This is a genomic window from Streptomyces sp. NPDC004065 (genome assembly GCF_044903565.1).
Taxonomy (GTDB): domain Bacteria; phylum Actinomycetota; class Actinomycetes; order Streptomycetales; family Streptomycetaceae; genus Streptomyces.
In genome coordinates this window covers 34,526-60,116 of record NZ_JBJDQT010000039.1, presented here as the reverse complement: position 1 = coordinate 60,116, position 25,591 = coordinate 34,526, and the positions used below count along the sequence as shown (strand labels likewise).

General features: G+C 75.0%; 20 protein-coding genes. 4 read left to right on the top strand and 16 right to left on the bottom strand.

Translation table 11 applies throughout. The features are described from left to right. Window positions 1-61 precede the first annotated feature (61 nt). From ACI2LW_RS30815 to ACI2LW_RS30805, 3 genes are all read right to left on the bottom strand, one after another. Complete coding sequence (locus ACI2LW_RS30815) at window positions 62-2,260, bottom strand: glycoside hydrolase family 31 protein (RefSeq protein WP_404734535.1); 2,199 nt, start codon at window positions 2,258-2,260, stop codon at window positions 62-64. 438 nt (window positions 2,261-2,698) lie between these two features. Next, window positions 2,699-3,805, bottom strand: a complete 1,107-nt coding sequence (locus ACI2LW_RS30810; protein ID WP_404734538.1) for a carbohydrate kinase family protein — start codon at window positions 3,803-3,805, stop codon at window positions 2,699-2,701. Window positions 3,806-4,122: 317 nt separating this feature from the next. After that, window positions 4,123-4,584 (bottom strand): SgcJ/EcaC family oxidoreductase, encoded by a 462-nt coding sequence (locus ACI2LW_RS30805; RefSeq protein WP_404734534.1) that lies wholly within the window; start codon window positions 4,582-4,584, stop codon window positions 4,123-4,125. Between the two features lie 89 nt (window positions 4,585-4,673). Between ACI2LW_RS30805 and ACI2LW_RS30800 the strand changes: the two genes are divergently transcribed. After that, entirely contained in the window at window positions 4,674-5,150 is a 477-nt protein-coding gene (locus ACI2LW_RS30800) for a MarR family winged helix-turn-helix transcriptional regulator (protein ID WP_404734533.1), read from the top strand. 44 nt (window positions 5,151-5,194) lie between these two features. Here the strand turns inward: ACI2LW_RS30800 and ACI2LW_RS30795 are convergent, their stop codons facing one another. The 10 genes from ACI2LW_RS30795 to hrcA all read right to left on the bottom strand — a co-directional run bounded on the left by ACI2LW_RS30795 (window position 5,195) and on the right by hrcA (window position 16,296). Continuing rightward, window positions 5,195-6,187, bottom strand: coding sequence for an adenosine deaminase (locus tag ACI2LW_RS30795; protein WP_404734532.1), 993 nt, complete (start codon window positions 6,185-6,187; stop codon window positions 5,195-5,197). A 20-nt stretch (window positions 6,188-6,207) separates the two neighbouring features. Next, complete coding sequence (locus ACI2LW_RS30790) at window positions 6,208-7,113, bottom strand: ribonuclease Z (protein ID WP_404734531.1); 906 nt, start codon at window positions 7,111-7,113, stop codon at window positions 6,208-6,210. A 6-nt stretch (window positions 7,114-7,119) separates the two neighbouring features. Beyond that, window positions 7,120-7,473 carry a histidine triad nucleotide-binding protein gene (locus ACI2LW_RS30785; protein ID WP_404734530.1) on the bottom strand — a complete coding sequence of 118 codons (354 nt, stop codon included), beginning with the start codon at window positions 7,471-7,473 and terminating at the stop codon, window positions 7,120-7,122. Window positions 7,474-7,732: 259 nt separating this feature from the next. Then, complete coding sequence (locus ACI2LW_RS30780) at window positions 7,733-10,948, bottom strand: S41 family peptidase (protein ID WP_404734529.1); 3,216 nt, start codon at window positions 10,946-10,948, stop codon at window positions 7,733-7,735. A gap of 117 nt (window positions 10,949-11,065) precedes the next feature. Further along, window positions 11,066-11,617, bottom strand: a complete 552-nt coding sequence (locus tag ACI2LW_RS30775; RefSeq protein ID WP_404734528.1) for a hypothetical protein — start codon at window positions 11,615-11,617, stop codon at window positions 11,066-11,068. A gap of 152 nt (window positions 11,618-11,769) precedes the next feature. Next, complete coding sequence (locus ACI2LW_RS30770; RefSeq protein ID WP_404734527.1) at window positions 11,770-12,162, bottom strand: VOC family protein; 393 nt, start codon at window positions 12,160-12,162, stop codon at window positions 11,770-11,772. Between the two features lie 30 nt (window positions 12,163-12,192). Further along, window positions 12,193-12,933: a 16S rRNA (uracil(1498)-N(3))-methyltransferase gene (locus tag ACI2LW_RS30765; protein ID WP_404734526.1), complete on the bottom strand. Its 741-nt coding sequence runs from the start codon at window positions 12,931-12,933 to the stop codon at window positions 12,193-12,195. Beyond that, a complete protein-coding gene (locus ACI2LW_RS30760; RefSeq protein ID WP_404734525.1) occupies window positions 12,930-14,018 on the bottom strand; it encodes a nitronate monooxygenase in 1,089 nt (362 codons plus the stop codon). The genes ACI2LW_RS30765 and ACI2LW_RS30760 overlap by 4 nt, the downstream gene beginning before the upstream one ends. Window positions 14,019-14,139: 121 nt before the next feature. After that, on the bottom strand, window positions 14,140-15,279 hold the full coding sequence (gene dnaJ / locus ACI2LW_RS30755) for a molecular chaperone DnaJ (protein ID WP_404734524.1): 1,140 nt from the start codon (window positions 15,277-15,279) through the stop codon (window positions 14,140-14,142). Next, complete coding sequence (gene hrcA, locus ACI2LW_RS30750) at window positions 15,280-16,296, bottom strand: heat-inducible transcriptional repressor HrcA (RefSeq protein ID WP_404734523.1); 1,017 nt, start codon at window positions 16,294-16,296, stop codon at window positions 15,280-15,282. A 148-nt stretch (window positions 16,297-16,444) separates the two neighbouring features. Between hrcA and ACI2LW_RS30745 the strand changes: the two genes are divergently transcribed. Together ACI2LW_RS30745 and ACI2LW_RS30740 are read left to right on the top strand one after the other, a co-directional pair. After that, entirely contained in the window at window positions 16,445-17,179 is a 735-nt protein-coding gene (locus tag ACI2LW_RS30745) for an MBL fold metallo-hydrolase (RefSeq protein WP_404734522.1), read from the top strand. Window positions 17,180-17,211: 32 nt separating this feature from the next. After that, window positions 17,212-18,021, top strand: coding sequence for a DUF3097 domain-containing protein (locus tag ACI2LW_RS30740; RefSeq protein WP_404734521.1), 810 nt, complete (start codon window positions 17,212-17,214; stop codon window positions 18,019-18,021). A gap of 983 nt (window positions 18,022-19,004) precedes the next feature. Here the strand turns inward: ACI2LW_RS30740 and hemW are convergent. Further along, the gene (gene hemW, locus ACI2LW_RS30735; protein WP_404734520.1) at window positions 19,005-20,237 is read right to left on the bottom strand and encodes a radical SAM family heme chaperone HemW; all 1,233 of its coding nucleotides are present in this window, start codon (window positions 20,235-20,237) and stop codon (window positions 19,005-19,007) included. Window positions 20,238-20,602: 365 nt separating this feature from the next. After that, on the bottom strand, window positions 20,603-22,552 hold the full coding sequence (locus ACI2LW_RS30730; protein ID WP_404734519.1) for a SpoIIE family protein phosphatase: 1,950 nt from the start codon (window positions 22,550-22,552) through the stop codon (window positions 20,603-20,605). Window positions 22,553-22,884: 332 nt separating this feature from the next. On the opposite strand from ACI2LW_RS30730, the gene ACI2LW_RS30725 reads away from it, so the two are divergent. After that, complete coding sequence (locus ACI2LW_RS30725) at window positions 22,885-23,433, top strand: two-component system response regulator (RefSeq protein WP_404734518.1); 549 nt, start codon at window positions 22,885-22,887, stop codon at window positions 23,431-23,433. A gap of 198 nt (window positions 23,434-23,631) precedes the next feature. Here ACI2LW_RS30725 and ACI2LW_RS30720 read toward each other — a convergent pair whose 3' ends face one another. Beyond that, window positions 23,632-25,506: an AMP-dependent synthetase/ligase gene (locus tag ACI2LW_RS30720; RefSeq protein ID WP_404734517.1), complete on the bottom strand. Its 1,875-nt coding sequence runs from the start codon at window positions 25,504-25,506 to the stop codon at window positions 23,632-23,634. Window positions 25,507-25,591: the final 85 nt, after the last annotated feature.

The following is a 25,591-nucleotide window of genomic DNA, read 5'->3' as shown; positions in this document are numbered from 1 at the left end:
GGGTGCAGGGGGCGCAGCCCCCGCCCGGGGTCTGGGGCGGAGCCCCAGGGACGGTGACCCCTCACCCCACCGAGTCGGGCGGGCGGGTGGGCAAAGGCGAACGGGGGCGCGGGGGCACAGCCCCCGCCGGGGCCCCCGGGGCGGAGCCCCGGGAACCGCCCAGCGCCCTGACCACCCCCTCCGCCCCCTCCGCCCCGACCCGCACGAAGACAGGGCTCACGCCCAACGGCGTGGGATACGCCCGCACCGTACGCCCGCCGGACACCACCCGGTGACGGGCCACGTCGTACCACCGGCCCGGCGGCAGGTGGACGTCACGGACGCCCGCGTCCCCCAGCTGTGGCGCCGCCAGCAGGGCGGGCCCCAGCATCCACTCGTCGGTGATCGTGTACCCCGCCGCGTCCTCCGGGAAGTCGAAGAACAGCGGCCGCATGATCGGATCGCCGGTCCGCAGCGTCCGCCGCACCTGGTCCCAGATGTAGGGCGCGAGCCGCGCGTGCCGGCCGACGGCCTCGCGGTAGAGGGCGATCGTCTCCGCGTCGTACACCACCTTCCGGCCCGTCGTGACGTCGATCGTGTCGACCGGTGACGTGGACGCGTACATCAGCGGCATCAGGGCCGCGGACTGCGCCCAGCGCACCAGGACCTCCTTCGACGGCGCCGGCTGGCCGCTGGACCCGCCGATCATGTCGGTGGTGACGAAGGGGTAGCCGATCGTGGAGATGGCGAGGTTCTGGGTGACCGAGGCGCGCAGGGAGTTCCAGCCGGTGCCCTTGTCCACCTGCCGGGTGACGAAGCCGGCCTGGTGCGCCGCCTCGCTCCAGTGGACGCGGATGCCGACCCCCTGGAGGTCGTACTCGTCGGCGAGCCGGGCGCCCAGGCGCTGGTAGTCGGTGGGCCGGTACCCCGGCGAGGGGGCGCAGCGCTCGTCGAAGAAGCGGGTGTCGAACTTCAGGCCGTCGACGTCGTAGGCGTCCATCAGCGCGCGGAGGCGGCCCTCGTACCAGGCCCTGGCGCCGGGGTTGGCGAGGTCGACGATGCCGGCCGTGCCGTTCCACCAGGTGACCCGGCAGGGCCGGGCGGGGTTCGCCGCGTCGGCGAGCAGGTAGCCGTGGTCGGCCGCGTAACGGTACTGGTCGGAGTCGAGGTTGATCCACAGGGTGACCCAGAGGCCGAAGCCGAAGCCGAGTTCGTGGATGCGGCGGGACATGGCGGCGGGGTCGGGGTAGGCCGTCGGGTCGAAGGTCATGTTCCCGTAGTTCGACTCCCACTTGTCGTCGAGCTGGAGGGTGTGCCCGGTGAGGCCGTTGTCGTGCAGGTCCTGGGCGTAGTCGAGGAGCTTGGCCTGGTCGACGTGGGTGTAGAACTGCGCCCAGGAGTTCCACACCGGCTCGGCGAACTGGCGGTAGCCGGCGTCGGACTTGGCCGGTACGCCGACGAGGCCCACGTAGTCGCGGTAGACCTCCCGGGGGGTGGACTCGACGAAGACGGTGGCCCGGTAGGGGTCGGTCCGCGGGGAGTCGACGTCGAGGCGGGCGAGCCCGTCCCCGTTCCGGTTGATCGCCACGTCCATCACGTGCCCGGTGTCCACGCGCACCCCGGTGGCGGACGAGGTGTACCAGAAGGGGTCGATCATGTAGTAGGAGGCCGGGCCGAAGGAGGGGTGGACGACCTGGCCGCTGTCGAGCGGCCACGGCTGGTCGGTGGCGGGGCCGCCGTGCGGGGTCTGCGTCTCGCCGTGGCCGTACCAGTGGCCGGCGGACCGGAGGTCGTAGGCGAGCCCGAGGCGCTCGGGCACCACTCCCCCGACCTGCCAGTCGAGTTGGTAGCGGTCGGCGGACGGGGTGAGGCGGGCCTCCACGGTGGTGCCGGGCAGCGTCGTGGCGGCGCTGAGGGTGAGCGTGCCGTCCCGCCAGCTCCAGTCGGTGACCCGGGTGGCGTACTGCCAGACGCCGGCGGCGCGGAAGCGCAGGGCGCCGGTGCCGGCGGGGGCGGTGGCCAGGACCGTGGCGCCGGAGCGGAGGGTGACGAGGGCGAGTTGACCGGTCGTCACGCGCAGTGCGTACCCGGGGGTTCCGCGGCCGCGGGGGACCGTGAGGGTGAGTGCGGCCGCGGAGCGGGTGAGGCGCGGGCCGTGGGGGGCCGGCGGGTTCTCCGGCTGCGCGGTGGCCCGTTGCGGTGCGGCGAGGGCGACGGGGAGGGCGAGGGCCAGGCACAGGGCGGCGAGAAGCACCCGGGAGCTGCGTAATGGTCTGCGCACGGCGCATGTCCTTCGACGGAGGAGGTCGGGAAGGCTTGCAAAAACGTGCTTGATTCCGCCGATGGTCGAGCAGGAAAAGTCAGCTGTCAATGGCGGACCCCGGCCCGGGCGCACGTCGGGGCCGGGGTCCGGGCGGGTCTCAGCCGCGTATGAGGAACGGGCGGCCGGCAGCCGCCGCGCAGGAGAACGACCCGCGCGCCGTACGGCGGAACGACCCGCTCGCCGGACAACGGAACACCCCGGCCACCGAACGCCCGAACACCCCGCCCCCCGGACGCCGGAACACCCCGGCCACCGAACGCCCGAACACCCCGCCCCCCGGACGCCGGAACACCCCGGCCCCCGAACGACCGAACACCCCGCCCCCCGGACGCCGGAACACCCCGGCCCCCGAACGACCGAACACCCCGCCCCCCGGACGCCAGGACCGCCGCCCGGTCACGCCGACCTGCCGAAGCCGATGGTCGGCACCGCCCTGCGCCGCGGCCAGGGCTCCACGTCGGCCTCCGGCACCAGGCCCTCCAGGAACGCGTACCGGCGCAGGGCCGCCGGGTCCTGGCCCGGCACCGACTGCACCCGGCGCCACCAGGCCGCGATCTCCGACCAGCCGGGCGCCGACAGCGAGCCGCCGAACTCCTGCACCGACAGCGCCGCGGTGAGCCCGGCGAAGGCGAGCCGGTCGGCCAGCGGCCAGCCGGCGAGCGAGCCGGTGACGAACCCGGCCACGAACACGTCGCCCGCGCCGGTCGGGTCGAGCGCCTCCACGGCGATCGCGGGCACCTCGGCGGTCTCCCCGGTGCGCCGGTCGACCGCGTAGGCGCCCTCGGCGCCGAGGGTCACCACGGCGACCGGGACGTACTCGGTGAGCCGGTGCGCGGCGCTGCGCGGGCAGCCGGTGCCCGTGTAGCGCATCGCCTCCTCGGCGTTGGGCAGGAACGCCTCGCAGTGCTGAAGGTCGGTCAGGCCGGCCAGGTCCCAGGCGCCGGTCTCGTCCCAGCCGACGTCGCCGAAGATCCGGGTGCCCCTGCGTGCCGCCTCCGCGATCCAGGGGGCGCTGCGGCCCGGCGTCAGTGAGGCGACGGCGGCCCGCGCGCGGGGCGGGCAGTCGGGTGCGGGCTCCTCGGGGGGCGGTTCGTGGCCGTGGGAGACCATGGTGCGCTCCCCCTCGTACGCCATGGAGACGGTGACCGGCGAGTGCCAGCCGGGGACGGTGCGCGACGGGGTGAGGTCGATGCCCTCGCCCTGCTCGAGCGCGTCCCAGCAGTACTCCCCGTAGTGGTCGTCGCCGAACGCGGCCGCCAGGGAGGTGCGCAGGCCGAGACGGGCCAGCGCGGTCGCCATGTTCGCCACGCCGCCGGGGCTCGAACCCATCCCGCGCGCCCAGGACTCGGTCCCGCGGACCGGGGCCGAGTCGAGCCCGGTGAAGACGATGTCGAGGAAGACGGTGCCCGTGAGGTAGACGTCGCAGGGCGGGTCGTCCGGCGTGCGCAGCGCGGCCAGCGGGTCGACCTGCGGCGGGACGGGGGTGTGCGGCGCGCCGACGATGTACTCGCGGTCCTGGGGGTACTCGGCCTCCGGGCCCCGCGGGTCGTCGGGTTGCGGGTACTCCTGGTCCTGCGGGTCGTGCGGCCCCTTCCCGGCGGGCGTGGTGGACGCGGTCACGGTGCGCTCCCTGGCATGGTGCGGATCAGGCCAGTGTGCACCAGAGCGCCGACAAGGGGTCGGCCGTCACGCCGGACGGCGCCGCGCGCCCGCCCCGGACGGGGCGGCTCCCGCGGCCGACGCGACCGCTGCGGCCGGAGCGGCTGCCGGCACGGCTCCGGACGGTGCCGACAGGGCCCGAACGGCTGCCGGCACGGCGTTCAGTGGACGGCGGGCCGGGTCGCGGGCCTGGTCGCGGGCTGGAAGCGGAAGGAGACGGCCTCCAGCAGGCGCCGCCGCCGGGTCTTCTGCACGGCGGCGATCCGCCACCGCCCGTCGTCCTCGCGGACCACCGTGTACGTGGCGACCTTGCCCAGGCGCCTCGGCCGGCCCTTGCCGGCCTCGCCGCGGGTGACGACGACGGCCGTGCCGGTCCCGTGGAAGCGGATCTCGTCGATCTCCACCGTCAGCCGGCTCCCTTTCAGGAACCCGTCGAACAGGGCCTGGTGGGCGCGTCCGATCTCCGCCCCGCCGCGATAGACGGTGCCGGCGTAGGTCACGTCCGTGGCGTCGCGGGTGAAGCACCCGCCGTACGCCGCCCCGTCGCCCCGGTCCCAGGCGGCACGGCTCTCCTCCAGCAGGGTACGGATGGCGGCGGCGTCCGCCGCGCGCGTGGCGGTCATGATGGCCCCCTCATGGTAACTTCTCCAGTGAAGTATCTTCATGGAAGATTTCTCTTCTTTGAAGAAGAGATTAGGGAGAGGGGCACCCCGTGTCAACGCCGCCGACGGGATCCGACGCGAGTGAGGTCTACCGCCGCTATCTGAGCGCGGTCCTGATGCACGCGCACGCGAGCGCCCGGGCCTGCGAGCTCGGCGCCACCGATCTGTACGCGCTCAACATCCTCCAGTTGGAGGGGCCGATGACCCCCGGCGAGCTGGGCGGGCGCACCGGCCTGACCACGGGACCGACCACCCGCCTGGTCGACCGGCTGGAACGGGCGGGCTACGTCCGCCGCACCCCCGACCCCGGGGACCGGCGCCGGGTCATCGTGGAGCCGCTCGGCGAGCCCGCCGGCCTGGACCGCGTCATGGCCCCCGCCCGGCGGCGGATCGCGGAGATCCTCGGCGGCTACTCGGCCGAGCAGCTCGACGTGCTCTTCGACTACTTCGCACGGGCCGCGCGGGCCTACCGCGAGGCGGCCGGCGAACTGCGCGCCGCGGCGGAGCCGGAGGAGCGGGGAGAGTAGAGGATCAGGCGAGTAGAGGATCAGGGGGGCCGGGGAGCGCCCGGCTAGGAGAACTCGTACGCCTCCACCTCGGCCAGGCAGCGGCGGCGCCGCTCCTCGTCGTCCTCGAGGAAGGACGCCAGGAAGGAGTTGCGGGCCAGCTCCCGCAGCCGCTCCTCGCCCAGGCCCAGCGCCGAGCGCACCGCGTCGAAGTTGTCGCCCACGTACCCGCCGAAGTAGGCCGGGTCGTCGGAGTTGACCGTGCACAGCAGCCCCGCGTCGAGCATGGCGGGCAGCGGGTGCGCCTCCAGGGCGGGGACGGCGCGCAGCCGTACGTTGGACAGCGGGCACACCGTCAGCGGGACGCGCTCGCGCACCAGCCGCTCCACCAGGGCCGGGTCCTCCATGCAGCGCAGCCCGTGGTCCACGCGCTCGACGCCGAGCACGTCGAGCGCCTGGGTGATGTACTCCGGCGGGCCCTCCTCACCGGCGTGCGCCACGCGCCGCAGGCCGAGGGCGGCAGCGGCCTGGTAGACCTCGCGGAACTCCACCGGCGGGTGCCCGGCCTCGGCCGAGTCCAGCCCGACCCCGGTGATCCGGTCCAGGTAAGGCCGGGCGGCCCGAAGGGTCTCCAGCGCCGACTCGGCCGGCTGGTCGCGCAGGAAGCACAGGATCAGCCGGGTGGAGACGCCGTGGTTCTCCTCGCTGCGGCCCAGCGCCCGCCACAGCCCCTCGACGACCGTGCCCATCTCCACGCCCCGGGCCGTATGGGCCTGCGGGTCGAAGAAGATCTCCGCGTGCCGCACGCCCTGCGCGGCGGCCCGGGCCAGATAGGCGTTCGCCAGGTCCTCGAAGTCCCGCTCGGTGCGCAGTACGGCCATGAGCGCGTAGTACAGGTCCAGGAAGGACCGCAGGTCCTCGAACCGGTAGGCGTCGCGCAGGGCGCCGGTGTCCGGGTACGGCAGTTCCACGCCGTTGCGCGCGGCCAGCTCGAAGGCCAGGTCGGGCTCCAGGGTGCCTTCGACGTGGAGGTGCAGTTCGGCTTTCGGCAGGGGCATCACAGCATCGTACGGCCGGTTCACCGGCGTTTCGGGAGAGGCACTCGCAGCAGGTCGTGGGCCACGGTCAGCTCCCCCTCGAAGCCCGCCGCCCGGGCCTGCCGCTCGAACTCGTCGGAGTCGGTGTAGCGCTGGCTGAAGTGGGTGAGGACCAGGTGCCGCACGCCGGCCTCGTGTGCCGCCCGCGCCGCCTGCCCGGCCGTCAGATGACCGTGCTCCTCGGCCAGTGCCGCGTCCTCGTCGAGGAAGGTGGACTCGATGACCAGCATGTCGCAGCCCTCGGCGAGGGCGTGCACCGCGTCGCACATCCGGGTGTCCATGACGAACGCGAACCGCTGCCCGCGCCGCACCTCGCTGACGGCCTCCAGCGGCACTCCGCGCAGGGACCCCTCGCGCTGGATGCGGCCCACGTCCGGGCCCGTGATGCCGTGTGCGGCGAGCTGTTCGGGCAGCATCCGGCGACCGTCGGGCTCGAGGAGCCGGTAGCCGTAGGACTCGACGGGGTGCGAGAGCCTGCGGGCCTGAAGCGTGTACGCCGGTGTCTGGGCGAGCGGGCCGTCGGCGTGCACCGGGGCCTCGGTGAGGCCGACGGTCTCACGGTAGGCGGTGGCGTACCGCAGCCGTTCGAAGAAGCGCCGGCCGGAACGCGGGTAGTGCGCGGTGATCCCGTGCGGCACCCGGTCCAGGTTGATGCGCTGGATCACCCCGGCGAGGCCGAGGGAGTGGTCGCCGTGGAAGTGGGTGACGCAGATGCGGTGGATGTCGTGCGCGGCGACCCCGGCGCGCAGCATCTGCCGCTGGGTGCCCTCGCCGGGGTCGAAGAGGATGCCCTCGCCGTCCCAGCGCAGCAGATAGCCGTTGTGGTTGCGGTGCCGGGTGGGGACCTGGCTGGCGGTGCCGAGGACGACGAGTTCACGGACGGACACGGCGGCCTACCCGGGGGGCCACTCGAGACCGCGGCCGCCGAGGACGTGCGCGTGGGCGTGCCACACGGTCTGGCCGGCGCCGTGGCCGGTGTTGAAGACGACGCGGTAGCTGTCGAGCTTGTCCTCGTCGGCGACCGCCTGGGTCTCGCGCAGCACGTCCGCGGCGAGCTCGGGGGCGGCCGCGGCGAGCGTCGCGGCGTCCTTGTAGTGGGCCTTCGGGATCACCAGGACGTGGGTGGGCGCCTGGGGGTTGATGTCGCGGAAGGCGACCGTGGTGTCGGTCTCGCGGACGACCGTCGCGGGGACGTGACCTGCGACGATCTTGCAGAACAGGCAGTCGTCCTGCGGTTCCCCTGCCATGGGCTTCCTCCCGGCGGTGGCGATCTTCGTCCAGGGCATGGTACCGAGCGGCGCCCGTGCGCCGCCCGGCTCGCCCTGTGCCGTTGTCTTCTTGTGCCGTTCTCTTCTCGTGCCGTTGTCTTCTGGTGCCGTTGTCTTCTGGTGCCGTTGTCTTCTGGTGCCGTTGTCTTCTGGTGCCGTTGTCTTCTGGTGCCGTTGTCTTCCTGTGCCTGCCGTCCGCTTCCTGCGCCGTCCTCCGCCGCTGGGGAAGCGACGGCTGCTAGGGCAGCGGCGGCGGGGTCTTCGCCGGGGTCTCCTCCAGGGCGGCCAGGGCGATGCGCACGGCCTCGTCCAGCTGTCTGTCGCGGCCCGCCGCGTAGTCCTGGGGGCGCTGCACGACCTCCACGTCCGGGTCGACGCCGTGGTTCTCCACGGCCCACTCGTAACCCTCCAGCCAGAACGCGTACTTCGGCTGGGTGATCAGGGTGCCGTCGACCAGGTGGTAGCGGCTGTCGATGCCGATGACACCGCCCCAGGTGCGGGTGCCGACCACGGGCCCGAGGCCCAGCGCCTTGATGGCCGCGTTGACGATGTCGCCGTCGGAGCCGGAGAACTCGTTGGCGACGGCGACCACGGGGCCCCGGGGCGCGTCCTGCGGGTAGCTGTAGGGCCGCATGCCGCGGGGCACGCCCCAGCCGACGATCCGCCGGGCCAGCTTCTCCACGACCAGCTGCGAGGTGTGGCCGCCGCGGTTCTCGCGGACGTCGACGACGAGGCCCTCGCGGGCCACCTCCACGCGCAGGTCGCGGTGGATCTGGGCCCAGCCGGGCGCCTGCATGTCGGGCACGTGGAGGTAGCCGAGCCGGCCGCCGGAGAGCTGGTGGACGTAGGCGCGGCGGTCGGCGACCCAGGCGTGGTACCGCAGCGGTTCCTCGTCGGCGAGCGGCACCACGACCGCGTGGCGCGCCTCTCCCCCGCCGGACGGGGAGATCGTCAGCTCGGCCGGCTTGCCCGCGGTGCCCACCAGGAGCGGACCCGGGCCGGTGACCGGGTCGACCGGGATGCCGCCCACCGCGACGATCGCGTCCCCGGCGCGCACCGCGACACCCGGCGCGGCCAGCGGGCTGCGCGCGTCGGGGTCGGAGGTCTCCGAGGGCAGGATGCGGTCGATGCGCCAGCCGCCGTCCTCGTGGCGGGAGAGGTCGGCGCCCAGCAGGCCCTGGCGGGGGCCGTGGCCGTGGCCGCCGTTCGGCACGACGTAGGCGTGCGAGGTGCCGAGCTCGCCGTGCACCTCCCACAGCAGGTCCATCAGGTCGTCGTGGGTGGCGACGCGCTCCAGGACGGGGCGGTAGCGGTCGAGGACGCCGTCCCAGTCGACGCCGCTCATGTCGGCCCGCCAGAACTGGTCCCGCATGATGCGGCCGGTCTCCTCGTACATCTGCCGCCACTCGGCGGCCGGGTCGACGCTCTGCCGGACCCGGCCCAGGTCGACGGTGATGTTGGAGTCGCTGTCCTCGTCGCCGGAGGCGCGCCGGTCGCTGGGCACGACCTTCAGCTTGCCGTCGGTCCACAGCAGGACCCGCTTGCCGTCGCCGCTGACCTCGAAGTGGTCGGCGTCCGCGGCGAGGTGCTCGATGCGCTGCTGGGCGAGGTCGTAGCGCTCGAGTTCGGTCTTGGGGTCGGGGTCGTCGGGCGTGGCGCGGCCGGCGCCGAGGACACCGCGCACCGGGTGGCGCAGCCACAGCACGCCGTCGCGGGCGGCACGCAGGTTGGAGTAGCGGGCGGCCTCGACCGGGAAGGGCACGATGCGGTCGGCGAGGCCGTCGAGGTCGATCCGCGTCGTCGGGGTGCCCTCGCTGTCCGGCGTCTCGTCCTTGTCGGGGGCCTCGAAGGGGCGGCCGTGCCGCTGCGGGCCGAACGGGGACGGGGTGGTCGCGGCGAGGGTGATCAGGTGCGGGCGGGCGCCCTCGACGAAGGCCAGGTCGAAGACGTGCTCGTCGTAGACCGGGTCGAAGGAGCGGTGGGAGAGGAAGGCCAGGTGCTTGCCGTCGAGGGTGAACGCCGGCGCGAAGTCCTGGAAGCGCAGCGGGGTCGCCTCGGTGACCGACAGGTCGGTGGTGTTGGCGAGGCGGAGCTGGCACAGCGGGCGCGGGCCGGGGTGGGACCAGGCGAGCCAGCCGGAGTCGGGCGAGAAGGCGAGGTCGGACACGTCGCCGTCCTCGCTGCGGTCCACCTCGCGCACCTCGCCGGTCTCCCGCTCGACGAGCAGCAGCCGTCCGTCGTGCGCGGCGACGGCGGCCCGGCTGCCGTCGGGCGCCATGGCGAGCTCCAGGACCCGGCCGAGCTGCCCCGCGGCGAGCCGGCGCGGGGTCGCGCCCGGGGTGAGCCCGGTCGCGGGGGCGAACTCCAGGGCGTCCTCGCCCTCGGCGTCCGTCACCCACACCACCCACTCCTCCCCCTCGGCGCGGAAGGTGCGCGGCAGCCGGGCGCGGACGCCGGGCTCGGCGGCCAGCGCGCGGGCGGGGCCGTTGCGGTGGGTGACCCAGTGCACGGCGCCGCGCACGGCGACCGCGCTGCCGCGTGCGGTGTGGTCGGGGGCGGCGGAGCCGAACCAGTGGGCGGCGTTCACCGGGTAGGGCTGGAGGTCGGCGCGGGGGCCGCCGAGCCGGATGCCGAGCCGGCGCGGCTCGGCGCCGTCGAGGTCGTCCAGGACCCAGAGTTCACCGGCGCAGGCGTAGACGACGCGGGTGCCGTCGCCGGCGGCGTGCCGGGCGTAGAAGCCGTCCAGGGGGGTGTGCCGGCGCAGGTCGGAGCCGTCGGCGAGGGAGGAGTACAGCGCGCCGGTGCCCTCGTGGTCGGAGAGGAAGGCGAGCCGGTCCCCGATCCACAGCGGGTACTCGATGTTGCCGTCCAGCTCCTCGTGCAGCCGTACGAACTCGCCGTCGCCCTCGCGGTCGATCCACAGCTTGCCCGCGGTGCCGCCCCGGTAGCGCTTCCACCAGGCCGCCTCGCGGCCCATGGGCGCGGACAGCAGCACGGTGTGCGGGCCGTGGGCGACGTCGCCGACCGGGCCGTACGGCAGGGTCTCGGCGGGTCCGCCGTCGAGCGGGACGGCGCGCGCCCAGGTGCGGCGCAGGCTCGCCTGCCCGTGGGTGCTGGTCACCAGGACCCGGCCGTCCGGCGTCCAGCCGCGGACCTGGGTCCGCCGGCTTCCCCAGTGCGTCAGCCGCCGTGCGGGGCCGCCGTCGACCGGGGCGATGTGCACCTCGGGGGCGCCGTCACGGGTGGAGGTCCAGGCGACGGTGGTGCCGTCGGGCGAGATACGGGGGTGGTTCACCGGCACGTTGTCCGCGCTGAGCCGCCAGGCCCTGCCGCCGTCCAGCGGGGCGAGCCAGACGTCGTCCTCGGCGGTGAAGGCGGCCAACTCGCCGTGCAGGTGCGGAAACCGGAGGTAGGCGGGCGATGCGGAGGAGGAAGAAGAGGGCGGCTTGGTCACGCGATCACATTACGCAGCGACGCCGGTCGCGGACAGGGGGCGGAGTCGCCGGAGATCACCACGGGCCGGTTTCCGCGCCCCGCGCGGCCGGTGAGGGCGGCGGCCTGTGAGGGCGGCTCACTTGCCCTGGACGGGCCAGCAGGTGGGGTCGCCCTGGCACCAGAGGGTGCGGGTGACGGTGACGGTGACCGTCGGGCCGGGCCCGCCGGGCCGGCCCCGGGTGGGCCCGCCGGTCGCGCCGCAGTCGCCGAGGCCCGAGACGTGGAACAGCACCCGGCCGCCCACCTTCGCGGTCAGGTTCCCGCGCACACAGGCGCCGTTGACGGCGCGGGTCACCTTCCCGGTGACGGTGATCCTGCGCCCGTCCTTGGTCTGCCCCTGGCAGTCGACGGAGACGACGGTGGTCTCGGAGGCCGTGGGCGCCGCCCCGCCGGGCGTGCGGGTGCCGCCGCCGTCGTAACCGGCCGTGCAGCTGAGCCAACGCACGGCCGCGTCCCGCCGGTTCAGCTCGGCGGTCGCCGTCTTGTCGGTGGTGTACGCCACGGCCGCGGAGCTCAGCCCGCCCGGGTCGCAGGCGACCGCCCCGGCCACACCGGCAGCCACGAGTCCCGTCACGGCCATCGCCCGCCGCGGCAGCGGCAGTTGCCGGATGCGCCCCAGTGCCCCCATGCATGGCAGCGTGCCACCCCGGCGCCGCGGACGGAAGAGCGCATACGGCCACCCGCGCGCCGCGCACGCCCGCCCGTACGGCCACCCATGCGCCCCTCGCGCACTCACCCGCACGGCCACCCGTGCGCCTCAGGCGCACCGCACCCGCACGGTCAGGTGCGCAGCAGCAGCCACTCCTGGAGTTCGACGAGGTTGCCCTCGGGGTCCTTGAGGTGGGCGACGCGCATGCGGTCGGTCATCGGCGCGGGGCCGTGCAGCAGGGCCGCGCCGCGGGCGGTGATCTCGGCGCAGTAGCGGTCGAGGTCGTCCACCCGCAGCACCACCAGGGAGCGGTGCCCGCTCGCCGGGCCGGCCAGCTCGCCCAGCACCTCGGCCATCATCGCCCGGTCCTGCAGGGCGATGCCCGCGGACCCGGTGGCGGGGCTGAACTTCTCGTACGGCCCGCCGGCCGCGCCCGACTGCGGCTTGAGGCCGAGCACCTCGGCGTAGAAGCGGTAGCAGGCGGCGAAGTCGGTGACGAGCAGCCGGACCTGGGCCAGTTCCATCGCATCCCCCTGGGTCGGGACCGCGTTCACTCAGGACCAGCGGCCGGTACGGCCCATGAGCAGGGCCGCGGCGGCGGTCCCCGCGGTCGATGTACGCAGCACCGTACGCCCCAGCACGCATGCGCTCGCACCCGCCTGCGCGAACTGGGCCAGCTCCTCCGGGGAGATGCCGCCCTCGGGGCCGACGACGAGCACGATCTCGCCCTCGGCGGGAAGGTCCGCGGTCGCCAGCGGCTCACCGCCGCTCTCGTGCAGTACGGCGGCGAAGTCGGCCGCGGCGAGCAGCGCGGCGACCTGCTTGGTCGTCGCGGCGTCGGCGACCTCGGGGAAGCGGACCCGGCGGGACTGCTTGCCCGCCTCGCGGGCGGTGGCCCGCCACTTGCCGAGCGCCTTCTGGCCGCGCTCGCCGCGCCACTGGGTGATGCAGCGGGACGCGGCCCACGGCACGATCGCGTCGACGCCGACCTCCGTCATGGTCTCCACGGCGAGCTCGCCCCGGTCGCCCTTGGGCAGCGCCTGCACGACGGTGATGCGGGGCGACTCCTCGGGCTCCTCGACGACCGTCTCCAGGTCCGTGACGACCAGGCGGTCCTTGCCCTCGGTGGCCTTCACCACGCCCTCGGCCCAGCGGCCGCGCCCGTCGGTGAGCACCACGTCCTCGCCGGGCCGCAGCCGCTTCACCGAGACCGCGTGCCGGCCCTCGGGGCCGTCGAGCACGAACTCGGGGCCGATCGCCTCCAGTTGCCCGACCACGAACACCGGTGCCGTCATCGCGGACCGCCTCCCGCCGGGCGGCCGGCGGACAGCGCCGCCGTGGCCGCGTCGAGTTCCGCGGCCAGGACCTCCACGAGCTGGGCGGCGGGCAGTGCCCGGGCCATCCGGTGGCCCTGGCCCGCCCACAGCGCCATGCCCTGCGGGTCACCGGTCTTCGCCGCGGCCTTGCGCAGCGGCGCGGTGAGGTGGTGCACCTCGGGGTAGGCGGCGGGCGCGTACGGGCCGTGCTCGCGCATGAACCGGTTGACCAGGCCGCGGGCCGGCCGTCCGGAGAAGGCCCGGGTCAGCTCGGTGTGGGAGAACAGCGGGTCGGTCAGGGCCTGCTTGTGCAGGGCGTGCGCGCCGGACTCGGGGGTGGCGAGGAAGGCGGTGCCCAGCTGGGCGGCGCTCGCGCCGGCGGCGAGCACGGCGGCGATCTGGCTGCCGCGCATGATGCCGCCGGCGGCGACGACCGGGAGCGGCACCGTCTCGCGGACCTGCGCGACGAGGGAGAGCAGGCCGGTGCCGCCGCAGGGGCCGTCCGGCGAGTCGCGGTGGCTGCCCTGGTGGCCGCCGGCCTCCAGGCCCTGGGCGATCACCGCGTCGGCGCCGGAGCGCTCCACGGCGAGCGCCTCCTCGGCGGTGGTCGCGGTGACCCAGACGAAGGTGCCGACGCGGTGCAGCGAGTCGACGACGTCACGGGTGGGGACGCCGAAGTGGAAGGAGACCAGCGGGACCGGGTCCTCGACGAGGACGGCGAGCTTGGCGTCGTAGCCGTCGTCGCGGCCGTGCTCGGGGTCGCCGAGCTCGGTGTCGTACCAGCCGGCCTCGCCGGCGAGCTGCTGGGCGTACAGGTCGACGCTGCCGGACTCGGCGTACTCCGGCTGCGGCACGAACACGTTGACGCCGAAGGGGCGGCCGGTCAGTCCGCGCAGCTGCTTGATCTCCTGGTACATGCCGTCGGCGGTCTTGTAACCGGCGGCGAGGAAGCCCAGCCCGCCGGCGTCGGACACCGCGGCGGCGAGCTGGGGCCCGCAGGCGCCGCCCGCCATCGGGGCCTGCACGATCGGGTGCTGGAGGAGATCGGTCACTGCGGAGGACATGACGGCATGGTGTCACGTCCGCCGGACCTGTCCGAACCGGCCCGGCCCCGGGCGGGGGCGGGCCGGGCCGGGGGCGGCCACGGCCCGCGCGGCCCGCCTCCCGGCGCCGCCGGGCGGCCGCTCAGCGGCCGTTGAACGCGTCCTTCAGCCGCGAGAACAGTCCCTGCTGCCCGGGCTGGAACTGCCCCTGGGGGCGCTCCTCGCCGCGCAGCTTGGCCAGCTCGCGCAGCAGCCTCTCCTGCTCCGGGTCCAGCTTGGTCGGGGTCTGCACCTCGACGTGGACGACGAGGTCGCCCCGGCCGCCGCCGCGCAGGTGGGTCACTCCCCGGCCGTGCAGCGGGATCGACTGGCCGGACTGGGTGCCCGGGCGGATGTCGACCTCCTCCAGGCCGTCCAGGGTCTCCAGCGGCACCTTGGTGCCGAGGGCCGCCGCCGTCATCGGGATGGTGACCGTGCAGTGCAGGTCGTCGCCGCGCCGCTGGAACGTCGCGTGCGGCAGCTCGTGGATCTCCACGTACAGGTCGCCGGCCGGGCCGCCGCCGGGGCCGACCTCGCCCTCGCCCGCGAGCTGGATGCGGGTGCCGTTGTCGACACCGGCCGGGATCTTCACGGTCAGCGTGCGGCGGGCGCGGATACGGCCGTCGCCGGCGCACTCGGGGCACGGGGTGGGCACCACCGTGCCGAAGCCCTGGCACTGCGGGCAGGGGCGGGAGGTCATGACCTGGCCCAGGAAGGACCGGGTGACCTGGGAGACCTCACCGCGGCCGCGGCACATGTCGCACGTCTGGGCGCTGGTGCCGGGCGCCGCGCCCTCGCCGTTGCAGGTGTTGCAGACGACGGCCGTGTCGACCTGGATGTCCTTCGTCGTGCCGAAGGCCGCCTCGTCCAGCTCGACCTCGAGCCGGATCATGGCGTCCTGGCCCCGGCGCGTGCGCGAACGCGGGCCGCGCTGGGAGGCCGTGCCGAAGAAGGCGTCCATGATGTCGGAGAAGTTGCCGAACGCCCCGGCCCCGAAGCCGCCCGCGCCGGCGCCGCCGCCGGCCTGCGACAGCGGGTCGCCGCCGAGGTCGTAGACCTGCTTCTTCTGCGGGTCCGACAACACCTCGTAGGCGGCGTTGATCTCCTTGAACCGCTCCTGCGTCTTGGGATCGGGGTTGACGTCCGGGTGCAGCTCGCGGGCGAGCCGCCGGAAGGCCTTCTTGATCTCATCCTGCGACGCGTCGCGGCGCACGCCGAGAACGGCGTAGTAATCCGTGGCCACTTACGACTCCGCCAGGATCTGTCCGACGTACCGTGCCACTGCGCGTACCGCTCCCATCGTTCCCGGGTAATCCATGCGGGTCGGTCCGACCACGCCGAGCTTGGCCACTGCCTCGCCGCCCGAACCGTAGCCCACCGACACGATGGACGTGGAGTTGAGTCCTTCGTGGGCGTTCTCGTGACCGATGCGCACGGTCATGCCCGGATCCTGCGTCTCGCCGAGCAGCTTCAGCAGCACGACCTGCTCCTCCAGCGCCTCCAGCACGGGCCGGATGGTGAGCGGGAAGTCGTGCCCGAAGCGGGTGAGATTGGCGGTGCCGCCGATCATCAGCCGCTCCTCGTTCTCCTCCACCAGGGTCTCCAGCAGGGTGGACAGCACCGCCGAGACCGTGCCGCGGTCCTCCGCGTCGAAGGCCTCGGGCAGATCCTCCACCAGCGTCGGCACGTCCGCGAAGCGGCGGCCGGCGATCCGGCTGTTCAGCCGCGCCCGCAGATCCGCGAGCGAGTTCTCGCCGAACGGGGCCGGGCAGTCGACCATCCGCTGCTCGACCCGGCCGGTGTCCGTGATCAGCACGAGCATCACGCGGGCGGGCGCCAGCGACAGCAGCTCCACGTGCCGCACGGTGGAACGGGTCAGCGAGGGGTACTGCACCACGGCGACCTGCCGGGTCAGCTGGGCCAGCAGCCTGACCGTGCGGGCCACCACGTCGTCCAGGTCGACCGCGCCGTCGAGGAAGTTCTGGATGGCCCGGCGCTCCGGCGCGGTCATCGGCTTGACCCCGGCGAGCTTGTCGACGAACAGCCGGTAGCCCTTGTCGGTGGGGATACGGCCCGCGCTGGTGTGCGGCTGGGCGATGTAGCCCTCCTCCTCGAGGGCCGCCATGTCGTTGCGGACGGTGGCCGGGGAGACGCCCAGGTTGTGCCGCTCGGTGAGGGCCTTGGAGCCCACCGGCTCCTCGGTGCCGACGTAGTCCTGGACGATGGCGCGCAGCACCTGAAGCCTTCGCTCGCTGAGCATCGCGCGCACCTCCAGAGTGGTCCCTCGGCTCCGGCCTGGCACTCGGCGCATTCGAGTGCCAGCTCTGTCGCGCCCAGTGTACGGCGGTCGGGTACGCACCGGGCAAGGCCGGTCCCGCCACGGTCCGGTCACCGTTTAGCGTCCCGGTATGACGGTGACTTGGGAAGAGCTGGGCTGGGAGCGGCTGGCGCACGGGGCCGGCCGGGTCCGGCTGCCGGTGTGGGACTGCACGGTGGGGCTGGTCCTCGGGGCGGACCGGGCGCTGTTCGTGGACGCGGGGTCGCACCGTGCGGAGGGCGCGCGGTTGCGTGCGCGGGCGCGGGCGCTCACCGGTGACCGTGTGACACTTCTCGCGCTCACCCACCCCCACTTCGACCACGTCCTCGGTGCGGGAGAGTTCGTGGACGCGCGGATCCACGCCGCCGAGGGGATGTCCGCCGTGCTCGGCGACGAGCGGGGGCGGGCGGAACTGCGCGCGGACGCGGTGCGCCACGGACTGGACCCCCGGGCGGCGGACGAGGCGGTGGCGGCCCTGCCCCGCCGTGCCGGACGTGAGGTGCACGACGTGCTGGGGATCGCTCTGGGCGGCGGCCGGGAGGTGCTGCTGGTGAACGCGGGCCCCGGCCACACCGCGCACGACCTCGCGGTGGTGGTGCCGGGCGAGCCGGCCGTGGTGTTCTGCGGCGACCTGGTGGAGGAGTCCGGCGAGCCCCAGGCGGGCCCGGACGCGGTGCCGTCCCGGTGGCCGGCCGCGCTGGACCGGCTGCTGGCGCTGGGCGGCGAGGACGCGCTGTACGTCCCCGGTCACGGAGCGGTGGTCGACGCGGCCTTCGTCCGTGCGCAACGCGACACGCTGGCGGCCCGCTGCGGCGTGTCGGACTGATCGCGCGCGGCGTTCTGCTTATCGTCACCCGAATGCGGCAGTACTCACCGGACCTGACCCCGCCCTGGAAGAAGCGGCAGCCCGTGCCGGAGGTGGCGGCGGAGCCCGGGCTCGTGGTCGAGGAGCCGGGCACCGGTTTCTGCGGGGCGGTGATCCGCTGCGAGGCGGGCACGGTGACCCTGGAGGACCGCTTCGGCAAGCACCGGGTGTTCCCGCTCCAGCCGCGCGGCTTCCTGCTGGAGGGCAGGGCGGTGACCCTGGTCAGGCCGCCGGCGGGTCCGGCGCGTCCCACCCGTACGGCGTCCGGGTCGGTGGCCGTCTCCGGCGCGCGCGCACGGGTGGCCCGCGCCGGGCGCATCTACGTGGAGGGCCGGCACGACGCCGAGCTCGTCGAGAAGGTGTGGGGCGACGACCTTCGCGTCGAGGGCGTGGTGGTGGAGTACCTGGAGGGCGTGGACGGCCTGCCGTCGATCGTCGCGGAGTTCGCCCCGGGCCCGGACGCCCGCCTCGGCGTCCTGGTGGACCACCTGGTCCCGGGCACCAAGGAGTGGCGCATCGCCGAGTCGGTCACCAGCGAGCACGCCCTGGTGGTCGGCCACCCGTACATCGACGTGTGGGAGGCCGTGAAGCCGTCGGCGCTCGGCATCGCGGCCTGGCCCCGCGTCCCGCGCGGCCAGGACTGGAAGACGGGCGTGTGCCGGGCCCTGGGCTGGCCGGAGAACACCGGCGCGGCCTGGCAGCGCATCCTGTCCCGGGTGCGCTCGTACAAGGACCTGGAGCCGGAGCTGCTGGGACGCGTGGAGGAACTGATCGACTTCGTGACGGCGCCGACGGCGCCGTAGGGCGGGCCGGGGGCCCGTTCGGGCCGGCGACGGCACAGGGCGGGCCGGGGGCCCGTTCGGGCCGGCGACGGCACAGGGCGGGCCGGGGGCCCGTTCGGGCCCTGGGGCCCCCAGGCCCACCGCTCGGGGGCCCAAGGGTTCCGCCCCGCCGCTCCGGGCCACGGGGGTTCCGCCCCACCACGCTGCGGGCGGCGGGGGTCCGCCCTGCCGCGACGCGGGGCCGCGCGGGGGCCCACCCTGCCGCACTCCGGACCACGCGGGGCCCGCCCCACCGGACTCCGGGCCACAGGCAGCCCGCCCCACTGCAACTCCGGGCCACGGCCGCCCGCCCCGCCGCGCGGCGGCGGAGGGGGTCGCCCCACCGGGCTCCGGGCGGCGCGGGGGCCCGCCCGACCGCAGCTCCGGGCCACGGGGCCCGCCCTGCCGCGACGCCGGGCTACGCGGGGTGCCGCCCCACCGCACTCCGGGCCACAGGCAGCCCGCGCCACTGCAACGCCGGACCACAGGGCCCGCCCCGCCGCACTCCGGGTCGCGGGGCCCGCCCTGCCGCGACGCCGGGCCGCCAGAGGCGCGCCCCGCTGCGACTCGGGGCCACGGGGGCCCGCCCCGCCGCGCTGCGGGCGGCGGGGGTCGCCCCACCGGACTCCGGGCCGCGAGGGGCCGTCCTGCCGCGGCTGCGGTGCACGGAGGTCCGCCCCACCGGACACCGGGCCACAGACAGCCCGCCCCACTGCAACGCCGGGCCACAGGGCCCGCCCCGCCGCACTGCAGGCAACGAGGATCGTCCCGCCAGACTCCGGGCGGCGCGGGGGCCCGCCCCGCCGCACTCTCCGGGCCGCGGGGGCCCGCCCTGCCGGCGACGCCGGGCTACGCGGGGTGCCGCCCCGCCGCGCTGCGGGCCGCCGGTGAAGGGTCGCCGACCCGGCCCTCGCCGAGTGCCGGGGCGCCGGGGCGCCGGGGCGCCGGGGCGCCGGGGCGCCGGGTCAGTCGACCAGGTCCCGTACCACCGCGTCCGCCAGCAGCCGGCCGCGCAGGGTCAGTACGGCGTGCCCCTTCTCGTACGGTTCCTGTTCCAGCAGGCCGTCGGAGAGTGCGCGGCGGGAGGCGGACAGGCCGGCCGGGCGCAGCACGTCCAGCGGGACGCCCTCGCGCAGCCGCAGCTCCAGCAGGACGCGTTCCACCCGGCGGTCCTCCTCCGTGAGCACCTCCCGCCCGGCCCCGGGCGAGCGGCCCGCCGCCAGCGCCGCCGCGTACGCCCCCGGGTGCTTGACGTTCCACCAGCGCACACCGCCCACATGGCTGTGCGCTCCGGGGCCCGCGCCCCACCAGTCCGCGCCCCGCCAGTACAGCTCGTTGTGCAGGCAGCGCGCCGCCTCCGAGGTCGCCCAGTTGGAGACCTCGTACCACTCCAGGCCCGCCGCGGACAGCGTCTCCTCGGCGATCAGATAGCGGTCGGCGTGCACGTCGTCGTCCGTCATGGGGATCTCCCCCCGGCGGATGCGCCGGGCGAGCTGCGTGCCCTCCTCGACGATCAGCGCGTAGGCGGAGACGTGGTCGGGCCCGGCGCCCAGCGCCGCGTCCAGCGAGGCGCGCCAGTCGTCGTCGGACTCGCCGGGGGTGCCGTAGATCAGGTCCAGGTTGACGTGGTCGAACCCGGCCCCGCGGGCCTCGGCCACACACGCCTCGGGGCGTCCCGGCGTGTGGGTGCGGTCGAGGATCCGCAGAACGTGCCGGCGGGCGCTCTGCATGCCGAAGGAGATCCGGTTGAAGCCGCCCTCGCGCAGCGTCTCCAGATAGGCCGGGCCGACCGACTCCGGGTTGGCCTCGGTGGTGACCTCCGCGTCGGGCGCGAGCCCGAACTCGTCGCGGATCGCCCCCAGCATCCGTACCAGGTCGTCGGCGGCGAGCAGGGTGGGCGTACCGCCGCCGACGAACACGGTGCGCACCTCGCGCGGGTCGTCGCCGAGGACCTTGCGGGCGAGGCGGATCTCGTCGGTGAGCGTCGCGGCGTAGTTGTCGCGGGAGGCCAGGACCCCGCCGCTGCCGCGCAGCTCGGTGGCGGTGTAGGTGTTGAAGTCGCAGTAGCCGCAGCGGGTCGCGCAGTAGGGGACGTGCAGGTAGAACCCGAGGGGCCGCCCGGGTGCCCCGGCGAGCGCCTGCGCGGGCAGTGCGCCGTCGTCGGGGACGGGCTCGCCGTCGGGAAGTGCGGAAGGCATGCCCTCCATTGTCCAGCACCGGCGCAGGAGCCCGCGCGGACGGCCGTCCGGCCGGGCGGCTTGCGGCAGGCGGCCGGGCGACCGGGGACGGTCAGACGACCGGGGCGGCAGGCGGCAGGCGGCAGGGAAGCCGCGCGGCCGGCCGGCGCGGGCGCCGCCGTGCGGGCGCGCGGGTCGCTGCGAGCCGTGCGGTCGCCACGGCCGTGGCGGCACCGCGGGCCGTGCGGCGCGCTGAGGGCCGTACGGCGCGCTGAGAGCCGTACGGCCGCCGTCGCACCGTACGGCCGCCGCGCGCCGTACGGCACCGCAGACCGCCGTCGCACCGTACGGCCGCCGCGCGCCGTACGGCACCGCAGACCGTGCGGTCACTCCGCCTGCAGTACCAGCAGCGCCAGGTCGTCCTGGGGCGGCCCGTCGCCGAACTCGTGCACCAGGTGGCGGATGCGGTCGGCTATCAGGTCCGCGTCGAGTCCGGTGCATCCGGCGAGCACCTCGGCGAGCCCGTCGCCGTCGTCGAACTGGCGGGAGCCCGAGCGCCGCTCGGTGACCCCGTCGGTGACGCACAGCAGGGTGTCGCCGGCGTGCAGCTCGAAGCTCTCGCAGGTGTACGTCTCGTCCTCGATCACCCCGAGCAGGGTCTGCGGCCGGGCGACCGGGTGCACCTCGCCGGTGCGCGCGAGGACCAGCGGCAGCGGATGCCCGGCGCAGGCCAGGGTGCAGCGGACGCCGCCGTCGAAGGGCGCGAGTTCGCCGTACAGCAGGGAGAGGAAGCGGGTCTGGGGGCCGTCGCCGGGGGCGGGGGTGCGCCCGCCGGCGGCGACCAGGACGCGCGCGGCGGCGTCGGCGGCCTCGGTGGCGTCGTCGAGGAGGAGCTGGTTCAGCCGGTCGAGCACGTCGGCCACGCCGTATCCCTCGCGGGCGAGCAGCCGCAGCCAGGGCCGGGCGAGCCCGATGACGACGGCGGCCTCGGGGCCCTTGCCCTGCACGTCGCCCAGGGCGAAGCACCAGCGGCCGTCACCGGCCGGGAACAGGTCGTAGAAGTCGCCGCTGGGCCCGCCCTTGTCGCGCGGCTCGTACACGAGCGCGCTGCGCATCCCGGGGATCTCGGCGACCGCGCCGGGCAGCAGGCCGCGCTGGAGGACCGCGCTGATGGTGGCCTGGCGGGCGTACTGCCGGGCCGCGCCGATGGCGAGGGCGACACGGCGGCTGAGGTCCTCCACCAGGCCGGTGATCTCGTCGGGGAAGCGCGGCAGCCCGGCCCGGCCGATGACGAGCGTGCCGAGCGGCCGGCCGCCGGCGCTCAGGCGGTAGGCGAGCGCGGAGCCCTCCGCGGCGCGCGGGCCGAGGGCCTCGCCGGGCCACGGGTAGGCGGCGGGCCCGGCCTGCGGGCCGGCGGACGGGCGGGGCGGGTCCTTCTCCAGCGCCCGGCGCAGCTCCTCGATGCGGTTCTCGCTGCCGTGCCAGACCCGGGCGAGCCGCGGTCCGGCCGCGCCGCCGCCGTCGCTCCAGCCCGCCGTGCCGTCCGTCCCGCCCCAGGCGGTGGAGGACCAGCGGGCCGTGGACTCGTCCTCCAGCCACACCGCGCACCAGTCGGCCAGCCGGGGCACGATCAGCTGCCCGGTGAGCGCGGCGACCAGGTCCTCGTCGAGCTGCCCGGCCAGCAGGTCGGAGGCCTCCGCCAGGAAGGAGAGCGCGCCGCGGCCCAGCCACTCGCGGTCCCGCTCGGCGCGCTGCGGCTCCGGGGCGAGGATCTCGGCTACGTCGAGCCCGGGCTCCGCGCCGTACGCCCGCGTGCCGTCACCGGCCTCGGCGTCCTCGGCGGGCAGCCGGGCCCACACCGTCTTGGCCCCGGTCCGGTAGGTGATGCCCCAGGCCTCGGAGAGCGCGGCGACCAGGCGCAGGCCGCGGCCGTACTCCGGCGCCTCGTACGACGGCTCGCCGCCGTGGCCGCGGGGGGCGCGCGAGGGATGGTGGTCGGACACCTCGACGACGCAGGCGCCGGTTTCCGGCTCCAGCCGGCAGACCAGCTCCACCTCGGTGCCCGCGTGCACGACGGCGTTGGTGACGAGTTCGCTGACGACGACGAGGACGTCCTCGGCCAGCCGGTCCGTGACGGCGAGCCCCGACCCGGTCCACTCCCCCAGCGCCTTGCGCACCAGGGCGCGGGCCGAGCCGGGCGCGAGGGGGCTGCCGGGCAGGGTCGCCTGCGCCGGCTCGGGGGCCCCGGGGTCCGGGGGCAGACAGGCGCCGGAGGCGTGCGCGGGCACGTGCGAGGCACGGGAGGCGGTCTCCCGTTGCGTCGGAATGGCCCTCATCACAGCTCCCGAGCAGTTCGGACGAATACGCCTCGGTCGATGCGGACAGAGTGACAGACTGACTGCGCCCATAAGCGCCGAGTTACCGAAGTGGGCCGTCATGAGTGAGAACAGTGGTACGCGCGTGATCGGATCCGGTCGGAAACCGGACCAGATCCGAACGTCCGGTACACCTTTCCGCTCGCCCCGCCCGCCCCGCCCGCCAGGGCGGCGGCCGGGAGGGACGGCGCCCTCGGCCGGGCGCCGCGTCCGGGTCCGGGCCCGGACGCGCGCCGCGGCCACGGACCGCGGCGGGAGGAAGCGAAGGGGGCGCGGCGGCGGGCCCGGGCGGCATGAGCGCCGGGACACCGGCCCGTGGCCGCCCCGGGACGGCGCACGAGCGCGCCGGAATCCTCCTCGCCGACGACATGGAGGACAACCTGACCGCGCTGGAGGCCGTCCTGGCGCCCCTGAGCCAGTCGATCGTGAGGGCGCGTTCGGGCCAGGAGGCGATGCGGGCACTGCTCGGGCAGCGCTTCGCCGTCGTCCTGCTGGACGTCGGCATGCCCGGCATGGACGGCTTCGAGACCGCCGCCGGCATCAGGCGCCTGGACCGGGCCGGGGACGTCCCGATCATCTTCCTGACCGGCGCGGACGACTCCCGCTACGCCTTCCGCGGCTACGCGACGGGCGCCGCCGACTTCCTGGCCAAGCCGTTCGACCCCTGGGTCCTGCGCGCCAAGGTGGAGGTGTTCCTGGAACTGCACCGCCTGCGCGCACAGGTCAGGGAACTGCGGCGACTCGTGGAGGCGGCACGGGCGGACGGGGGACGCGCGGACGTGGCACGGGCGGACTGCACACCGGCGGACGGAGGGCGTGCGCACGGAGGACCCGAGTCCTGAGCGGCCGCCCGCCCGGCAGGGACCGGCGCCCGCCGGACCAAGACGGCTGCCCCGCCGGGCGGGGCGGGAACGGCTGCCCGCCGGACGGGAACGGGAGCCCCAGCCGGCGGGGCGAGCGGGGCGGGGACGGCTGCCCGTCAGGCGGGAACGGGCGCCCCCGGCCGCCCGCCGGGCCGCCGGAGGCGCCTACGCCTGCGCCTACACCTCGCGGGTGCCCGCGTACATCTCGTCGATCAGGTGCTTGTACTCCCGCTCCACCACCGGCCGCTTCAGCTTCAGGCTCGGGGTGATCTCGCCGTGCTCGACGTCGAGGTCGCGCGGCAGCAGCCGGAACTTCTTGATGGTCTGCCAGCGCTGCAGCCCCTCGTTGAGCTGCTTGACGTAGCCGTCGACCATCTCCACGGTCCGCGGGGCGGCGACCACCTCGGCGTAGGACTTGCCCCCCAGGCCGTTCTCCTTCGCCCACTCCAGGATCGCGATCTCGTCCAGGGCGATCAGCGCGGTGCAGAAGTTCCGGTCGGCGCCGTGCACCAGGATGTTGGAGACGTACGGGCACACCGCCTTGAACTGGCCCTCGACCTCGGCGGGCGCGATGTACTTGCCGCCGGAGGTCTTGATCAGGTCCTTCTTCCGGTCGGTGATGCGCAGATAGCCGTCCGGGGAGAGCTCGCCGATGTCGCCGGTGTGGAACCAGCCGTCGGACTCCAGCACCTCGGCGGTCTTGTCGGGCAGCTTGTGGTAGCCCTGCATGATGCCGGGGCCGCGCAGCAGGATCTCGCCGTCCTCGGCGATCCGGACCTCCGTGCCGGGCAGCGGCTTGCCGACCGTGCCGGTGCGGTAGGCCTCGCCCGGGTTGACGAAGGAGGCCGCGGAGGACTCGGTGAGGCCGTAGCCCTCCAGGATGTGGATGCCGGCGCCGGCGAAGAAGTAGCCGATCTCCGGGGCGAGGGCGGCGCTGCCCGAGACGCAGGCGCGCAGCCGCCCGCCGAACGCCTCGCGGATCTTGGCGTAGACGAGGGTGTCGGCGACCTTGTGCTTCGCGGCCAGCCCGAAGGGCGCGGAGTGGGTGCCGGTGCGCTGGAAGTTGTCCTGGGTGACCTTGGCGTACTCGCGGGCGACCCCGGCGGCCCACTGGAAGATCTTGTACTTGGCGCCGCCGCCGGCCCGGGCCTTGGCCGCGACGCCGTTGTAGACCTTCTCGAAGATGCGCGGCACGGCCGCCATGTAGGTGGGCTGGACGACCGGCAGGTTCTCGATGATCTTGTCGACGCGGCCGTCGACGGCGGTGACGTGGCCGACCTCGATCTGCCCGGAGGTGAGGACCTTGCCGAAGACGTGCGCGAGCGGCAGCCAGAGGTACTGCACGTCGTCGCTGCCGACCAGGCCGGTGGCGGCGATCGCCTTGGCCATGTACGACCAGTTGTCGTGCGGCAGGCGCACGCCCTTGGGGCGGCCCGTGGTGCCGGAGGTGTAGATGAGGGTGGCGAGCTGGTCCCTGGTGATCGCGCCGACCCGCTCCTTGATCAGCGAGGGGTTCTTCTCCAGGTGGGCGGCGCCCCGGCGCTCCAGTTCGGCGAGGGTGAGCACCCACTCGTCGCTCTCCACGCCGGCCGCGTCGACGACGACGACATGGTGCAGGTCGGGCAGCTCGGCGCGCTTTTCCAGGGCCTTGGCCAGCTGGTCGGCGTTCTCCGCGATCAGCACCCTGCTCTGCGAGTCGGAGAGGATGAAGGCGGACTCCTCGGCGTTGGTCTGCGGGTAGATGGTGGTGGTGGCGGCGCCGGCGCACATGATGCCGAGGTCGGCCAGCAGCCACTCCACCCGGGTGGAGGAGGCGAGGGCGACCCGCTCCTCGGGCCGTACGCCCAGTTCGATCAGGCCGGCGGCGATCGCCTGCACCCGCTCGGAGGTCTGCGCCCAGCTCAGCGACCTCCACTCGTCCGGCCCCTCGCCGGACGCCGGAGGCACGGGGTAGCGGTAGGCCTCCGCGTCCGGTGTGGCCGCCACACGCTCCAGGAAGAGGGCCGCCACGGACGGCGGACGGTTCTCGATCAGGGTCTGTGCGTCGCTCACGACATCCTCCGGGGCCCGCGACAGTGCGGCTGGCTCAGTGCGGCTGGGTTGACTCACGGGTTCTGGCTCGTTGTTTAACTCGCGA

Excerpts from the sequence above, each read along its gene's own strand:
- ACI2LW_RS30805 (WP_404734534.1), bottom strand. The coding sequence starts at position 4,584 with ATGACCGCCACGCGCGCGGCGGACGCCGCCGCCATCCGTACCCTGCTG.
- ACI2LW_RS30795 (WP_404734532.1), bottom strand. The coding sequence starts at position 6,187 with ATGCCCCTGCCGAAAGCCGAACTGCACCTCCACGTCGAAGGCACCCTG.
- ACI2LW_RS30785 (WP_404734530.1), bottom strand. The coding sequence starts at position 7,473 with ATGGCAGGGGAACCGCAGGACGACTGCCTGTTCTGCAAGATCGTCGCA.
- ACI2LW_RS30775 (WP_404734528.1), bottom strand. The coding sequence starts at position 11,617 with ATGGGGGCACTGGGGCGCATCCGGCAACTGCCGCTGCCGCGGCGGGCG.
- ACI2LW_RS30770 (WP_404734527.1), bottom strand. The coding sequence starts at position 12,162 with ATGGAACTGGCCCAGGTCCGGCTGCTCGTCACCGACTTCGCCGCCTGC.
- ACI2LW_RS30765 (WP_404734526.1), bottom strand. The coding sequence starts at position 12,933 with ATGACGGCACCGGTGTTCGTGGTCGGGCAACTGGAGGCGATCGGCCCC.
- ACI2LW_RS30760 (WP_404734525.1), bottom strand. The coding sequence starts at position 14,018 with ATGTCCTCCGCAGTGACCGATCTCCTCCAGCACCCGATCGTGCAGGCC.
- hrcA (WP_404734523.1), bottom strand. The coding sequence starts at position 16,296 with ATGCTCAGCGAGCGAAGGCTTCAGGTGCTGCGCGCCATCGTCCAGGAC.
- ACI2LW_RS30745 (WP_404734522.1), top strand. The coding sequence starts at position 16,445 with ATGACGGTGACTTGGGAAGAGCTGGGCTGGGAGCGGCTGGCGCACGGG.
- ACI2LW_RS30740 (WP_404734521.1), top strand. The coding sequence starts at position 17,212 with ATGCGGCAGTACTCACCGGACCTGACCCCGCCCTGGAAGAAGCGGCAG.
- hemW (WP_404734520.1), bottom strand. The coding sequence starts at position 20,237 with ATGCCTTCCGCACTTCCCGACGGCGAGCCCGTCCCCGACGACGGCGCA.
- ACI2LW_RS30730 (WP_404734519.1), bottom strand. The coding sequence starts at position 22,552 with ATGAGGGCCATTCCGACGCAACGGGAGACCGCCTCCCGTGCCTCGCAC.
- ACI2LW_RS30725 (WP_404734518.1), top strand. The coding sequence starts at position 22,885 with ATGAGCGCCGGGACACCGGCCCGTGGCCGCCCCGGGACGGCGCACGAG.